This is a genomic window from uncultured Microbulbifer sp., from assembly GCF_947504145.1.
Classification (GTDB): domain Bacteria; phylum Pseudomonadota; class Gammaproteobacteria; order Pseudomonadales; family Cellvibrionaceae; genus Microbulbifer.
On the sequence record NZ_CANNGQ010000001.1, the window covers coordinates 356,281 to 371,322 of the forward strand.

Here is a 15,042-nt window from a genome sequence, read left to right on the forward strand (position 1 = left end):
GGCAACGTCATTTCAGCAAGCATCGGATTTTGGAAACAGAATGAGCTGGTTAGAGAAAATTGTTCCGTCGGTGATTCGCACCGAGCGTCGTGCCGGTGCCAGCAAGGTGCCGGAAGGGGTCTGGAAGAAGTGCGTGAAGTGCGATTCCACCCTGTACCTGCCCGAGCTGGAGCGCAACCTGGATGTGTGCCCCAAGTGTGAACACCATTTCCGTATCGGCGCCCGCCGCCGTCTGGATATGTTCCTGGACACGGAGCACCGCGAGGAGCTGGCGACCGATGTGGAGCCGGTGGATCGCCTGAAATTCAAGGATGTGAAGAAATACAAGGACCGTCTGACCCAGGCGCAGAAGGCGACCGGTGAGAAGGATGCGCTGGTGGCGATGCAAGGCCTGCTGGAAGGCAAGCCGTTGGTTGCGGTGGCGTTTGAGTTTGCGTTCCACGGTGGCTCTATGGGCTATGTGGTCGGTGAGAAGTTCACTCGTGCGGCTCAGCGCGCGCTGGACGAGAATATTCCGCTGGTGTGTTTTTCGGCGACCGGTGGTGCTCGTATGCAGGAGGCGTTGATCTCGCTGATGCAGATGGCGAAAACGTCTGCGGTGCTGGAGAAGTTACGCATGGCGGGTGTGCCATACATCTCCATCATGACGGACCCGGTGTATGGCGGTGTGTCTGCATCCCTGGCATTGCTGGGCGATATCAATGCGGCGGAGCCTGGTGCCCGCGCCGGTTTTGCCGGCCCGAATATCATCGAGCAGACCATTCGTCAGAAGCTGCCGAAAGGTTTCCAGCGTGCAGAGTTCCTGCTGGAGCACGGTGCTATCGATATGATCATTCCGCGCAGTGAAATGCGGAATACGGTTGGTCGGTTGCTGGGTAAGCTGTCCAATAATTGATTTTCGTCCGTGGTCTCGTTTTGCCCTGGTGCATTGGCGGGACCGCTGTCGGGTAGAGGTTTGCAAGACACGCCGTGTACCCATCCCTGGGGGCTCTGCACCGCCATCCATGGCGGTGAAGGTCTTGCAAGTCTCTACCCGACATCGCTCCCTTCGCATTAGGCTTCAGTGTCTGATAAAAAATTTCTTCTCATGTTCCATCCGTTACGTCCCAGCTAAAATTCTCTCTCTGATCAGTCACCGGTGATCTCATGCGCGATCTTCAATCCTGGCTCTCCCGCCTGGAACAATTGCATCCCACAGAAATAGAGCTGGGCCTGGAGCGCGTCGCTTCAGTTGCCGACAGGCTTGATGTGCAGACGCCCGCACGGCGAGTGGTTACCGTGGCTGGGACCAACGGCAAAGGCAGTTGCGTGCGCACGATGGAAGCGCTGCTGCGCGCAGGGGATCACTCGGTGGGGGCGTACAGCTCTCCGCACTTGTTGCGATTTAACGAGCGGATTCGGATCGATGGGCAGGAGGTTGAGGATACTGCGCTCATCCGTGCGTTTGAGGCGGTGGAGCAGGCGCGGGGAGAGGTCAGCCTGACCTATTTTGAGTTCACCACGCTGGCGGCTTTCTGGCTGTTCAAGCAGGCAGGAGTGGAATTTGCGCTGCTGGAGGTTGGGCTGGGTGGTCGTCTGGATGCGGTGAATATTGTGGATCCGGATATTGCGATCATCACCAGTGTGGCGGTGGATCACGAGGCCTGGCTGGGGAGTGACCGGGAGGTGATCGGGCGCGAGAAGGCGGGGATTTTGCGCGCGGGGAAGACATTTGTGTGTGCAGACCCGCTGCCGCCGGCGTCGGTGATTGATGTGTCTGGGAAGCTGGGGTGCGATAGCTATTTTATTGATCGACACTTTTCGCTGGTGGGTAGTGAATATCGACTGGAGGCGCGGCCGGAGCTGGTGATTGGGTTGCCTGAGCTGCAGCTGCCGCCGGCCAGTGTGGCGGCGGCGTTGACGGCGCTGGCGCTGGCTGGGGAGCTACCGGGAACGGATCAGGTGTGCGCAACGCTGGAGAGTCTGCAAATGCCAGGGCGCTGCCAGCCGGTGGCCTGGCAAGGGCGCAAGCTGGTGCTGGATGTAGGGCACAACCCCGCGGCGGCGGAGTATCTGGCGGATTGGCTGGTGCGACATCCGGTGGCGGGGCGCACGCTGGCGCTGGTGGCGGTGATGGCGGATAAGGACCTGACTGGGCTTGTGGCGCCGCTCAAGTCTGCCATTGATTGCTGGTATCCGGCCTTGTTGCCGGGCAATCCCCGCGCTGCAACAGCGGAGCAGGTTCTGGCCGGGCTGCGTGGGGCGGAGGTGTCGGACGCGCAGATCGCTGAGCCCTGTATGCCGGTGGCGGCGCAGCTGGAGCGGGCTGTGGGGCAACTGAGCGAGACTGACAGGTTGCTTGTGTTCGGTTCTTTCTTTACCGTTGCAGAGGTACTCCAGATCACACGAGAACAACAAGATGGCCAGCCGGGACAGTGATTCCTATTCTTCTCATGCCAGGTCCCCGAAAAATCGGCGCAGCGCGCGCGGGCTGAACGATGGGGTTAAACAGCGCATCGTGGGTGCGTTGGTATTGGTTGCCCTGGCGGTGATCTTCCTGCCGACCCTGTTTGATCGCGAGGGCGCGCGATATATCGACGTGACCAGCCAGATCCCTCCTGCACCAGATATCAAGCCCATCGCCATCGCCGAGCCCCAACCGGTGGAGGATGTGGAGCCGGCGCCGCCTGTGGCTGAGGTCTTCCAGCCAGACATCGTGGAGCAAAAGGGGCCCGCCCCGGATCCGGAAGCGGTTTCTCTCGAGCAGCCGGCGGAAGCGGAAAAGACCCCGAAAGTGGCCGAAGCCAAGCCGACTCCCGAGTCCGCTGAACCGGAACCGCAAGTTCAGCTGCCCGCGGAAGAAACCCAACTGGATGACAAAGGCCTTCCGGAAGGGTGGGTCATTCAGGTGGGGGCCTATAAAGAGTCCGCCAGTGCCGACCGTATGCGCAGCAAGCTGCTGGATGCTGGTTTCCGGGCGTATACCCGGGCGGTGGATACCCCCAAGGGCCGCCTGGTGCGGGTGTTTGTGGGGCCCAAGCTGAGCCGTGTGGATGCGCAGTCAGACAAGCGGAAGCTGGATGAATTATTGAAAACCGAGACCTTGATTCTCCGCTACCGGGCCTGATACCGGCGGGTCTGTCGGGACGTCGGGAGGGACCTTACCATTCCTGTTTTCCACTGGATTCGGTGAACTGCTTCACTGGCCCCGGTCGGTAAGTTAGAATGCGCGCTCTTCGCGGCAGCCGCCGCGTAGCAGGTAGGGTTGAATGAACTGGGCTGACTGGACCATTCTGGCAATCGTCGCCATCTCCACGCTGATCGGCTTGAGCCGAGGCTTCGTGCGCGAAGTGCTGTCGCTGCTCACCTGGGTGGCTGCGTTCGTAGTGGCGATGATGTTCCGCGACCAGCTGGCACCACTGCTCTCCAACCTTGTCGATACACCTTCACTGCAGGCCATTGCCGCCTTTGCCATCCTGTTCATTTTCACCCTGTTGGCCGGAGCCGGCCTGAATATGACCCTGTCTGCCTTTGTGGAGGCCACCGGCCTTTCCGGCACGGATCGGGTATTGGGGATGGTGTTCGGACTGTTCCGCGGCTGCATTGTAGTGATGGCCTTGCTGATCTTTGCCCCGGCGCTGGCGCCGGTCAACGAAGACGGCTGGTGGCAGCAATCGACATTGATACCGCATTTTCTCGAATTTGAAGATCGCGCGCGCGAAGCGGCTGGCGCAATCAAGGACTTCTTCGCAGGGCAAATTGAATGATCGTTGGGCTGCGGGAGGCGGCGCGTGATCACTGTGACCATCACAAAATGACTGGGGTTATCTGAAGTATGTGTGGCATCGTTGGAATCGTCGGTAAGAGTGACGTCAATCTGCAGTTGTACGACGCGCTCACCCTGTTGCAGCACCGGGGCCAGGATGCGGCGGGCATCGTCACCTGTGATGGTGATCGCCTGAATCAGCAAAAGGCCAACGGCCTGGTGCGCGATGTATTTCGCGCGCGGCATATGCAGCGTCTGACAGGCAACTTTGGCATTGGCCATGTGCGCTATCCCACCGCTGGTGGTTCCGGCCCCGCACTCGCCCAGCCGTTTTACGTCAACTCCCCCTACGGCATCGCCATGGCTCACAATGGCAACCTCACCAATAAAGATCAGGTGATGGATGAGATCTATCAACAGGATCTGCGCCACATCAATACCGACTCCGATTCAGAGGCGCTGCTGAATGTGTTTGCCCACGAGTTGCTGGAGCAGCGTAAGCTCCAGCCCAAAGCCGAAGACATCTTTACCGCCATGCGTGCCGTGCACAAGCGCGTCCGCGGCGGCTACGCTTGTGTGGCTTTGATTGTCGGGTACGGCGTTGTCGCCTTCCGCGATCCAAATGGTATTCGCCCGCTGGTGTACGGCAAGCGCGAAACCGACAAGGGCACCGAGTATATGGTGGCTTCTGAATCCGTGGCCCTGGACGTGGGTGGTTATACCCTGGTGCGCGACGTGGCACCGGGCGAATGCATTTATATCGAGGTGGACGGCACCGTGCACTCCGAGCAGTGTGCGGAAAATCCGTCGCTGAACCCGTGTATTTTCGAGCATGTTTACTTCGCCCGCCCGGACTCCATCATGGATGGTGTTTCCGTGCACAAGGCGCGTTTGCGTCAGGGCGAGCATCTGGCTGAGAAGATTCTGCGCGAGCGCCCGGATCACGATATCGATGTGGTCATCCCGATTCCGGATTCTTCCCGCTCCGCGGGCCAGATGGTGGCGCACCGTCTGGGCGTAAAATTCCGTGAAGGTATGGTGAAGAACCGCTATATCGGCCGCACTTTCATCATGCCGGGGCAGAAACAGCGCAAGAAGTCTGTGCGTCAGAAGCTGAACCCGATCGAGCTGGAGTTCCGCGGTAAGAACGTACTGCTGGTGGACGATTCCATCGTGCGCGGTACTACCTGCAAGCAGATTATCCAGATGGCGCGCGAAGCGGGCGCCAACAAGGTGTACTTTGCTTCTGCGGCACCGGCTGTCAAATACCCGAATGTTTACGGGATTGATATGCCGTCGGCCACCGAACTGGTCGCGCACAATCGCACCACGGAAGAGGTCTGTGAGGAAATTGGTGCGGACTGGTTGATTTATCAGGAGCTGGAAGACCTGGTGGAATCTTCTGCGGAAGGTAACAGCGAAATCCAGGAGTTCGATTGTGCGGTATTCGATGGCAAGTACATCACCGGTGATGTAACTGAGGAATACCTGGAAAGCCTGCACGCGGCGCGCAATGATAATGCAAAGTCCAGCAAGGGCAACGATAGTTCGCTGTAACCCCTCACTGTCTCGCTCAGTCTAAGTATCATTTCGGCCCGCCAATTGGTGGGCCGAAGTGTTTCTGCAAACAGCTATCGGTAGCGGCGCCGCCACCTAACCTGATGCGGAGCTCCTTCAACCTCTGCGCTTCCGCTTTTCATGGGTTAAGATTGCCGGTTCCAATCACACAGACCCGGGACGGTTAATCCATGTTTGAAGACGACGGTTACGCACTGGAAACGCTGGCGGTACGTGCAGGCCAGAGCCGGTCGGCGGAAGGCGAGCATTCCGAATCCATCTACGCCACCTCCAGTTACGTCTTTCCCTCCGCAGCGGAAGCTGCCGCGCGTTTTTCCGGGGAGGCTCCCGGCAATGTCTACTCGCGCTATACCAACCCCACCGTACGCACCTTTGAAGAACGCATCGCCGCGATGGAAGGTGGTGAGGCTGCCGTCGCTACCTCCAGCGGCATGGCTGCGATTCTGAGCCTGTGTATGGCACTGCTGAAAAGTGGTGACAAGGTGATCTGTTCGCGCAGTGTGTTCGGTACCACCACTGCGCTGTTTACCCGCTACATGATCAAATTCGGTGTCAAAGTCACCTTCGTTGACCTGACGGATTTCCAGGCCTGGAAAGACGCACTGGATGGCGATACGAAATTACTGTTTATGGAAACGCCGTCGAACCCGCTGTGCGAAGTCGCGGACATTCGGGCCATGGCGGATCTCGCCCACAGCGCCGGCGCTCAGCTAGTGGTGGACAACTGTTTTTGTACGCCTGCACTGCAGCGCCCGCTGGAATTGGGTGCAGATATGGTTGTGCACTCCGCCACCAAATTCCTCGATGGCCAGGGCCGCTGCCTGGGCGGTGTGGTTGTCGGTAAAAAGGAAGTGATGGATGAAGTGGTTATCTTCCTGCGCACCTGCGGCCCGAGTATGAGTCCATTTAATGCCTGGGTTTTCCTCAAGGGGCTGGAGACGCTCAAGTTGCGGATGCAGGCGCACTGCACCAGCGCATTAGATGTTGCCTGGTGGTTGAATGAGCAGCCTCAGGTGGAGAAAGTGAACTATGTGGGGCTGCCCAGCCACCCGAATCATCGGCTCGCAGCAGATCAGCAGTCCGCGTTCGGCGCGGTGTTCAGCTTTAGCGTAAAAGGCGGGCGCGAGGCGGCGTGGAAAGTGATCGACGCTTGCAAGATTTTTTCCGTCACTGCCAACCTCGGCGACGCGAAAAGCACAATCGTGCACCCGGCCACCACCACCCACGGCCGTCTGAGCGATGAGGACAAGGAAAAGGCGGGGATCTCCGAGAACCTGATTCGGGTTTCTGTCGGACTGGAGAATGTGGAAGACCTGAAAGCTGATCTGGCGCGCGGCTTGTCTGCACTGGCTTAAAAAGGTCACAATGGCGCGAATTGTGACATGATGAATGGCCCCGCTCAGCGCGGGGCCTATCATTGATAGCTAGTGAAGAAAAACTGAGCAGTAATGGATTTGCCGTGCAAAAGATAATTTCCGCCATTGTAGCCGATATCGGCAAGGTGCTTCTGGGTAAGGAGCATCAGGTCAAGCTGGCGCTTGCCTGTCTACTGGCCCGAGGGCATCTGCTGATCGAAGATCTGCCAGGCATGGGCAAGACCACCCTGGCCCACGCGCTGGCGCAGGTACTGGGGCTCAGCTACAAGCGGGTGCAATTCACCAGCGATATGCTGCCCGCGGATATCCTCGGCGTGAGTATCTTCGAGCGGGAATCCGGCCAGTTTCGGTTCCACGAAGGTCCTGTTTTCAGTCAGCTGCTGCTCGCGGATGAGATCAACCGCAGCTCCCCCAAAACCCAGAGTGCCCTGCTGGAAGCCATGGAAGAGCGCCAGGTCAGTATCGATGGCGAAACCCGCCCGCTGCCCGAGCCCTTTTTTGTGATTGCCACCCAGAACCCGCTGCAGCAATCCGGCACCTTCGTGTTGCCCGAGTCTCAGCTCGACCGCTTTTTGATGCGCATCAGCCTCGGCTACCCGACCCGGGATGCGGAGCGTGCGCTGTTTCAGGGAGTGGATCCGCGCGCGCAACTGGCTCAGATCAAACCCCGTATCAACACCGAAGGCTTGCGCAAGCTTCAGTCCTTAGTGGGGCAGGTGAAAGCGTCCGACTCGCTGCTCGACTACCTTGAGCGTCTGGTGCAGCACACCCGCCAGAGCCCCGAGTGTGGGGTCGGCCTGTCACCCCGCGGGGCCCTTGCACTGTTGCACGCCGCCCGCGCCTGGGCGTTGATTCACAACCGCGGTCACCTGCTGCCGGAAGACCTGCAGGCGGTGCTGCCCTCGGTTGCCGGCCATCGATTGCAGAGTGATGGTACCGACGGTACCCAGCTGGTGGAGCGCATGATGCACCAGGTGGATATTATTGCCGCCTGAGGCCAGAAACTGACGTGTCCGTAGAATCCATCCGTAAATCCACTCACCCCAACACTGCCGCTGACCAGCCGGCAAGCACGGGGGCGAAGCCACTTTTTCGCGCCCGCTGGCTGCGCTGGCTCAACCGGCGCCTGCCGCCGGCGCAAACCGTCACCCTGGATCACCGCAAACTCTTCGTGCTGCCTACGAGCGCCGGTATGGGCCTGCTGCTGGTGATTTTTCTGCTGTGGCTGCTCGGCACCAACTACGAAAACAACCTGGTACTCGCCCTGGCGTTTCTGTTGGTGGGGATGCTGGTGATCCTGCCCGTGCATACCTTTGCCAATCTGTCTGGTCTCAAATTGCAACTGCGCGCCACGCACCCCGCGTTTGCCGGCGATTACGGGCAGGCGACAATTGCACTGAGTAAAACCGGTAAACGCCGCCACGAACGCCTGCAGCTGGCGTGGCCGCCGGAAGAGGGGCAACTGACGGATGTGCTGGACGCGGAACCCCACGAGATTCGTCTGGATCTGCCATTGCTGCAGCGCGGCCGGGTACAGGCGCCACGTATTCAGGTGCAAAGCCGTTTTCCCCTGGGGCTATTCCGCTGCTGGAGCTGGGTAGACCTGGATGCGGAGTTTCTGGTGTACCCACAGCCCAAGCCCGCGGGCCAGCTGCCCATCGGCGCCAGCGTAGGGGAGGGAAACCAGCAGAAAACCTTTGCTGCCGGCGGTGATGATTTTGTTGGCCTGAAAAACTACCAGCCCGGCGATTCACTGCGCCATGTGGCCTGGAAACAGTACGCCGGCGGCCGGGACCTCTACAGCAAGGAATACGCGTCCGGCAGCGACGCGCGGTTGTGGCTCGACTGGGATTTGCTCGGTGGGCGCGATGTGGAGACCCGGCTCAGCAATCTCTGTGCCTGGGTGCTGGATGCCGAGCGGGCACAGGTGCCCTATGGTCTGCGATTGCCGGGCCACACCATTGCCCCGGATCTTGGCAGTGCACACAAACACAAGCTCCTGCGCCTGCTGGCGCTGTTCCCGGTACAGGGAGTCAGCCAATGAGTGCCGCTACCAGCCAGTTGCAGTCGCTACTGCCGCGGGAAAGCCTGCTGTGGATTTTTGCCGCGCAGCTGGTCGTGCTGTTGCCCCACACCATGCACCTGCCCATCTGGCTACTGGGTGCCTGGGCGGTGGCCGTCTACTGGCGGCTGGAAGTGTTTCGCGGTCGCCGCGAAACGCCCGGGCGACTGGCCAAGCTGGTGGCGGTCTCGCTGGTGGTTGCCGGGTTGGTCCTTACTTACCGGCGCTGGTTTGCACTGGAGCCAATGGTGGCCCTGCTGGCCGTATCTTTTACCCTGAAAAATATCGAGCTGGTGAGCCGGCGCGACGCACTGCTCAGCCTGATGCTGGCGTATTTTCTTGCGGCAACCCTGTTCGTTTTTGAGCAGACAATTCCTTACGCCCTGTATGGCATTGTGTGTGTGGTGATCATTACCGCTGCGCTGGTTGCCCAGCAGGGGCGCGGCAGTGCCAGGCCGGGCAGGGCGCTGGGATTGTCCACCAAGCTGCTCGCGCAGTCTGTGCCGGTGATGTTGGTGCTATTTGTGGTGATTCCACGCCTCGGCCCTTTGTGGGCAGTGCCACAGAACACCAAGGCCGCGTCCACCGGTATCAGTGACTCCATGAGCCCGGGGGACTTCAGTGAACTGTCGAAGTCCGACAAACCCGCCCTGCGCATTTCCTTCGATGGCGCTTTGCCGCCGCCAGAGCAGCGCTACTGGCGCGGGTTGGTGTACACCCACTTCGATGGCCGCCGCTGGAGTGAACCCGGGGCCGCCGACGGCTACCCCCGCTGGGGGCGCGGGCGCAGTAACCGCCGTCCGTTTGGCGACACCAGTGGCGATGACCGTGCGTTGCCGGCCGTGGGCCCGCGCTACCGCTACCAGATCATTCAGGAGGCGAGTCACAACCCCTGGCTGTTTGCCCTTGCTCGTCCGAACTCCGAGACCCGCGGTGTGCGGGAGACCGGCGACGATACATTGGTGTATCGGACGCCGGTGGGAACGAGGCTCGCCTACGACGTGCGTTCCTGGCCCCGGGAAAGCGTCGGTGAGGGCGAGGTGTTGAGTGGATCCGAACAGCGTCGCCATCTGCAATTACCGGCCTCCGGCAATCCCCGGGCGCGGGCCTGGGCCAAGGCGCGGTTCGAAGAGGGGATGGACGGTGAAGCGATCTCGGGGGCATTGCTTTCGCTTTACAACCGCAATTTCACTTACACGCTGAAACCGCCGGCGCTGGGTGCGGATACTGTGGATGAATTTCTGTTTACCACTCGCCAGGGGTTCTGCGAACACTTCGCCAGCAGCTATGTATTTACCATGCGCGCCGCCGGAGTGCCGGCGCGTGTCGTCGCCGGATACCAGGGTGGGGAGTGGGTGGACCAGCAGGGGTATCTGCTGGTACGCCAGTATGACGCCCACGCCTGGGCGGAAATCTGGTTACCCGGGCGCGGTTGGGTCCGGGTTGACCCGACAGCATCTGTCGCACCGGAGCGTATCCGCGATGGGCTGCAGAGCGCCGCGGCGGAAGAGTTCATGCAGGACGCATTCCTGCCCCTGCATAAAATTGCTTTTGTCACCCGTCTGCGTCTGCAGTGGGACATGATCAACTACCGCTGGTATCAGACCGTAGTCAGTTTTGACAATGAGCGTCAGGAAGGTATTTTGCGGCGTCTGCTGGGAGAGATTTCCCCGCTGCGCATGGCGCTGTTTATGGGCGTGCCCATGGTGGCGGCGTTACTGTTGTTGCTGTTGTGGCTGAAATTATCCGGCCGCGGCCCATCACTGCCGGTGGCTAGTCGCCTGTATCTGCGTTTCTGTCGTCGCATGGCCCGCGCGGGTTTGCCGCGCAACCCCGGCGAGGCGCCGGGCGATTATGCGCGCCGTATCGAGCGGGAGTTACCGCGTCTGGGGCCGATGGCGGTGCGAATTACCCGCGCCTATGAAAAAGCGGCGTACGGGAGCGATATGCTTGCTGAAAAACAACTGCGCCGGCTTGTGCGGGGCTTTTGGCCGCTGCGCCACACGCGCCAGGCACAGGCTCAGACCTGAGCCACCCCTGAGCGCTGTAATCTGTGGGACAATAGCGCCCCTCCATCGGCCGCAGCGCAATTGGTTTTTCCGGACTCTGTACATGGCACCATTCGCATTTTCTACCGCACTGGCGGCACGTCTGCGAACATTTTTACTCGGTTACAGCGGCACCTCCCTGGCCACCGGCCTGCAGGTGGTACTGTTGCCGTGGATAGCCGTAGCGCTGGTGGAGTTGCCGGCCCTGCAGCTGGGCTGGGTACAGGCTTCGGTCCTCTTACCCAATCTGGTTTTTCTGTTGTTCGGTGGTGCGCTGGCGGATCGCTTTGACTCCGCACGCGTTGCTGCACTCTCCTGCCTGGGTCTGGGCCTCTGCCACGCCGCACTCGCGTATTACCTGCTGCATCAATTACCCAGTCTCGGCCTGCTGATTCTCTATGGCGTCAGCCTGGGAATCTGTACCGCTTTCCTGCAGCCCGCGCGGGATAACCTGGTCCAGCGCTGCGCGCGCACGCCGCAAGACGGCAATACCCGGTTGAGTGAAGCGCGGGTACAACACACGGTGACCTGGATGATGCTGGCTCAGTACGGCGGGCAGGCGATCGGCATGTTACTGGCGAGCCGGTTCGATAGCTGGGGTGCCGAATTGCTGTTGATGATTCAGGTTATCGTATTGATTGCGGCCGCGCTTTTCTTCTTTTCTATGCGCCACCTGGGGCCGGCGCCGCGGGTAGCGCGGCTGAAACTACCGTCGGCACTACTGGAAGGATTTGCCGAAGTACGTAAAAGCCGCGCAATTCTTGAACTGGTAGTTCTGGTTGGCTTTAACGGCCTGGTGCATATCGGTGTATTCCTGGTGGTGCTGCCGCTGATGGCCGAGAGCTACGGCCGCGGAGCCAGCTATTACGCCACCCTGCAGATCGCGTTTGTGGCGGGTACTGTCATCGCCACTGTGGCCATGTTGCGCCGTGGGCAGGGTGACACTCCGGGACGCGGGGTGTTGATGTGCCTGCTGTACAGCGCGGCATTGATGATCGCGATCAGCTTTGGCCCCACGCCTTACGGCTTGATGTTTCTGTGCGCCTGTTGGGGTGCGGTGGCCGCGGCATCCGCCGGGCTCGGAAAATCCATCGTGCAGATACTGGCGCCGGAGCAGGTGCGCAGCCGGATCATTTCCATTTACCAGCTTTCCCTGTTCGGATCTGCCGCGATCGGTGCGCTGCTTGCGGGTGTGATCAGTGAATTTTCTGCACCGCTGACCACGCTCTGGTGGGCCGGCATTTTCAGTTTTCTGGCGTTCGCCGTGGCTTGCTACAGCGGCGCTCTGCGTCAATTGGCGGTGCGCGGGGAAGACATTACCCAGGGGTGAGGCGCCAGTCCGTCGCTTTCTCCGCATAATCGGTTTCTAGTACCATGCCATCCCCGACGGGCAACGAGGCTCGCCGTGGCTTCTGGGATGATGGACGCGATGGAAACAAACAACCGGCCTATCGGGCAGTGGCTCAGTGAACTGCGGGCCTATCTGGGCATTGAGAAAAACAACACCAGCCACCGGGAAAAGCTGATTTCTGCGTTGGGCGCCGCGTTGGCGATACTGCTGGTGTATTGGGCCACCCAGCAGGCCCTGGCCGCGGATCTGATCGATATCTCCACCAGCTATTTCATCATCGCTTCCATGGGCGCCAGCGCAGTCTTGCTGTTTGCAGTGCCCCACGGCGCGCTCTCACAACCCTGGTCCCTCGCCGGTGGTCACCTGATTTCTGCGTTTGTCGGTGTGGTCTGCCACCAGTTTATCGATATCCAGTTTCTGGCAGCCGGCGCAGCCGTGGGGTTGGCGGTTGCGGCCATGTACTACCTGCGCTGTATCCATCCCCCGGGTGGTGCTACCGCGTTGACCGCGGTGACGGGTGGCGATGCGGTGTACCAGTTGGGGTTTGATTTTCTACTGGTCCCGATTTTTACCAATGTGCTGCTGATTCTGATGGTAGCGATTGCCTTCAACAGTTTGTTTCACTGGCGGCGCTACCCGGTACATCTGGGACGAAAAACGAAACCTGTTTCCACCGCAGAGCCATCGGGTCGTGAAACAGAAATTACCCAGGAAGATTTTGCCGCGGCCATCCAGGAGCAGGACTCCTATGTGGACATCACTGCGGAAGGGTTGACCGAATTACTGGAGCTGGCCAAGCAGCACGCCGAACGCAACGTGGTACACCCGCGGGAAATCGTCGCCGGCCGCTGCTACAGCAACGGCAAATTAGGAAAATTGTGGAGCGTGCGTCAGGTCGTGGACGAATCCCACGAGCCGCCGCCCACCAAAGACCGCATCATCTACAAGGTATTGGCCGGTGAAGGCTCATACGATACGGGTATCTGTATGCGTGAGGAGTTTCGCCAGTGGGCGCGCTTTGAAGTGCAGTTGCGCGGCGGCCACTGGGTAAAAGCGCGTGAAAGTGTCGACGAGGAGCATCCGGAATAGCGACTGCTCCCGTCGGTGGCTTACCAGCGGTTGCTGATCCACAGGGTCTGATAGGGGTCGAGTGTCACCGTCGATAGCATATCGTCAAAGGTGGCATCGCTGATCAGGTCTTTCCACTCATCGGTACCGATCAGGTTGATGGCATTCAGGTGGATAGTCTGTGGCTGGTCGGAGATATTGTTCAGGCAGAAAACACTCTGCCGGCGGTCCAGACTTTGTCGCCAGAAGGCAAAAATCTGATCCCCCAGGTGCAGGGTAAACTGGGTAGCATTGGGGTGAAATGCTGGCTGTTCCCGCCGCAACTGGATGAGCTTGCGTAATTGCTGGAAGACCTGGTGATGATGGGTGTCCGGGTTTGCCAGTGCTTCGTTCAATTCCTGCTCCTGCCACTGACGGCGATTGATCGCCCGGTTGTGGCCGTGCTTCTTCATGCGCTCGTAGTCATTGGTCGTGCCCATCAGGCTGTGCAGGTAGAACGCCGGAATTCCCTCCAGTGCCAGCATGATGGCGTGGGCGCAGATGAAGCGTCGCATCTGCCAGCCGTCCTCCCCGCTCGTGGTGCCCTTGAGGGCGTCGAACAGGGAAATATTGATTTCATAAGGCTTGCTGCTGCCGTCATCCAGTGCCCGCCAAGAAATCTGCCCACCAAAATTCTCCATGGTCTGGATCAGTGCTTCCTGCTCACTGTCGTCCAGCAATCCTTCCACCGGGCGCAGCCCGATACCGTCATGCGACGCGATAAAGTTGAAATAGGTGGTGCCGTTCTGGGCCGGCGGCATGCTCATCAACCAGTTTTTCAGGTAGCGACAATTGCCGGTGACCAAGGTGTTGACCAGCAACGGCGGTAGAGAAAAGTTGTAAATACAGTGGGCTTCGTTGGCGTTGCCAAAATAGGACAGGTTTTCCTGATTGGGAATGTTGGTCTCGGTGATGATGACCGCGTTGGGGTTGGCGTGCTCAATCAACGTACGCAGTAACCGTACTATCTCGTGGGTCTCCGCAAGATTCAGGCAGTTGGTGCCGAGTTTTTTCCAGATAAACGCCACCGCATCCAGGCGGAAAATTCGCACGCCCATGTCCAGGTACAGGCGGATGATATCGACTATCTTCGTCAGCACTTTCGGGTTGGCAAAATTCAGGTCAACCTGATCGTGTCCGAAGGTACACCACACATGCCGGGTTCCCTCCGGTGTGCTTGTGGCGCGCAACAGTGGCGTTACTCGTGGACGTACCACCTTGCTGAGGTCTTCCTTCGGATCCGCCTCCACAAAAAAGCCGTTGCCGGGATCCTGTCCATTCTGGTAATTCACGAACCAGTCGTGTTGTGCTGAGCAGTGGTTGATCACCAGGTCGGCCATCAGATGGAAATCCGTGCTGATGCGCAGGATATCGCTCCAGTCTCCCAGCGGTGGGTCCACCTGTTTGTAAGCGGATACCGCAAAGCCGTCATCACTGGTGTAGGGAAAAAACGGCAGTATATGTACCGTGTTGATTAGCATCGGGAAGTGCGACTGCAGAAAATGATGCAGGGTTTTCAGCGGCGGCTGGTTCTCGCTGAGAATGCTGTTGCCGTAGGTGATTACGGCGATATCGGTCTGATCCCAGAGGTTTTTGTGGGCCAGGGGGCTCTGGCAATCGTCATCGAGCCGCATGGTACGCGCCAGCTCATGCGCAATGGGTTCAACCTCCAGTTCTGGGTAAATAAAGGCCAGGTGATCCACCACCTTCTGGTGAAGTACCTCCTTGATTGGCAGTTGAGCGTTGGAGTGGCTCATGGTTTTCCCCCCGGTTTC

Annotated in this window: 12 protein-coding genes; 11 read left to right on the top strand and 1 reads right to left on the bottom strand. The window is 59.6% G+C overall.

What is annotated here, in order from left to right:
- Positions 1 to 40: 40 nt before the first annotated feature.
- The 11 genes from accD to Q1A74_RS01680 all read left to right on the top strand — a co-directional run bounded on the left by accD (position 41) and on the right by Q1A74_RS01680 (position 13,249).
- The gene (accD, locus tag Q1A74_RS01630; protein ID WP_299591796.1) at positions 41 to 895 is read left to right on the top strand and encodes an acetyl-CoA carboxylase, carboxyltransferase subunit beta; all 855 of its coding nucleotides are present in this window, start codon (positions 41 to 43) and stop codon (positions 893 to 895) included.
- A 251-nt stretch (positions 896 to 1,146) separates the two neighbouring features.
- Positions 1,147 to 2,418 carry a bifunctional tetrahydrofolate synthase/dihydrofolate synthase gene (gene folC, locus Q1A74_RS01635; RefSeq protein WP_299591798.1) on the top strand — a complete coding sequence of 424 codons (1,272 nt, stop codon included), beginning with the start codon at positions 1,147 to 1,149 and terminating at the stop codon, positions 2,416 to 2,418.
- On the top strand, positions 2,399 to 3,106 hold the full coding sequence (locus Q1A74_RS01640; RefSeq protein ID WP_299591799.1) for an SPOR domain-containing protein: 708 nt from the start codon (positions 2,399 to 2,401) through the stop codon (positions 3,104 to 3,106). Before folC ends, Q1A74_RS01640 begins: the two co-directional genes overlap by 20 nt.
- Before the next feature lie 142 nt (positions 3,107 to 3,248).
- On the top strand, positions 3,249 to 3,746 hold the full coding sequence (locus Q1A74_RS01645) for a CvpA family protein (protein WP_299591800.1): 498 nt from the start codon (positions 3,249 to 3,251) through the stop codon (positions 3,744 to 3,746).
- Between the two features lie 68 nt (positions 3,747 to 3,814).
- Complete coding sequence (gene purF / locus Q1A74_RS01650) at positions 3,815 to 5,302, top strand: amidophosphoribosyltransferase (protein WP_299591801.1); 1,488 nt, start codon at positions 3,815 to 3,817, stop codon at positions 5,300 to 5,302.
- Positions 5,303 to 5,493: 191 nt separating this feature from the next.
- Positions 5,494 to 6,678: an O-succinylhomoserine sulfhydrylase gene (locus tag Q1A74_RS01655; RefSeq protein ID WP_299591802.1), complete on the top strand. Its 1,185-nt coding sequence runs from the start codon at positions 5,494 to 5,496 to the stop codon at positions 6,676 to 6,678.
- Between the two features lie 104 nt (positions 6,679 to 6,782).
- Complete coding sequence (locus tag Q1A74_RS01660; RefSeq protein WP_299591804.1) at positions 6,783 to 7,694, top strand: AAA family ATPase; 912 nt, start codon at positions 6,783 to 6,785, stop codon at positions 7,692 to 7,694.
- A gap of 14 nt (positions 7,695 to 7,708) precedes the next feature.
- A complete protein-coding gene (locus Q1A74_RS01665; protein ID WP_299591805.1) occupies positions 7,709 to 8,743 on the top strand; it encodes a DUF58 domain-containing protein in 1,035 nt (344 codons plus the stop codon).
- A complete protein-coding gene (locus tag Q1A74_RS01670) occupies positions 8,740 to 10,791 on the top strand; it encodes a DUF3488 and DUF4129 domain-containing transglutaminase family protein (RefSeq protein ID WP_299591807.1) in 2,052 nt (683 codons plus the stop codon). Before Q1A74_RS01665 ends, Q1A74_RS01670 begins: the two co-directional genes overlap by 4 nt.
- 82 nt (positions 10,792 to 10,873) lie before the next feature.
- Positions 10,874 to 12,139, top strand: coding sequence for an MFS transporter (locus tag Q1A74_RS01675; RefSeq protein ID WP_299591809.1), 1,266 nt, complete (start codon positions 10,874 to 10,876; stop codon positions 12,137 to 12,139).
- 75 nt (positions 12,140 to 12,214) lie between these two features.
- Entirely contained in the window at positions 12,215 to 13,249 is a 1,035-nt protein-coding gene (locus Q1A74_RS01680) for an HPP family protein (RefSeq protein ID WP_299591810.1), read from the top strand.
- Between the two features lie 20 nt (positions 13,250 to 13,269).
- Here the strand turns inward: Q1A74_RS01680 and Q1A74_RS01685 are convergent, their stop codons facing one another.
- The gene (locus Q1A74_RS01685; RefSeq protein WP_299591811.1) at positions 13,270 to 15,024 is read right to left on the bottom strand and encodes an alpha-amylase family glycosyl hydrolase; all 1,755 of its coding nucleotides are present in this window, start codon (positions 15,022 to 15,024) and stop codon (positions 13,270 to 13,272) included.
- Positions 15,025 to 15,042: the final 18 nt, after the last annotated feature.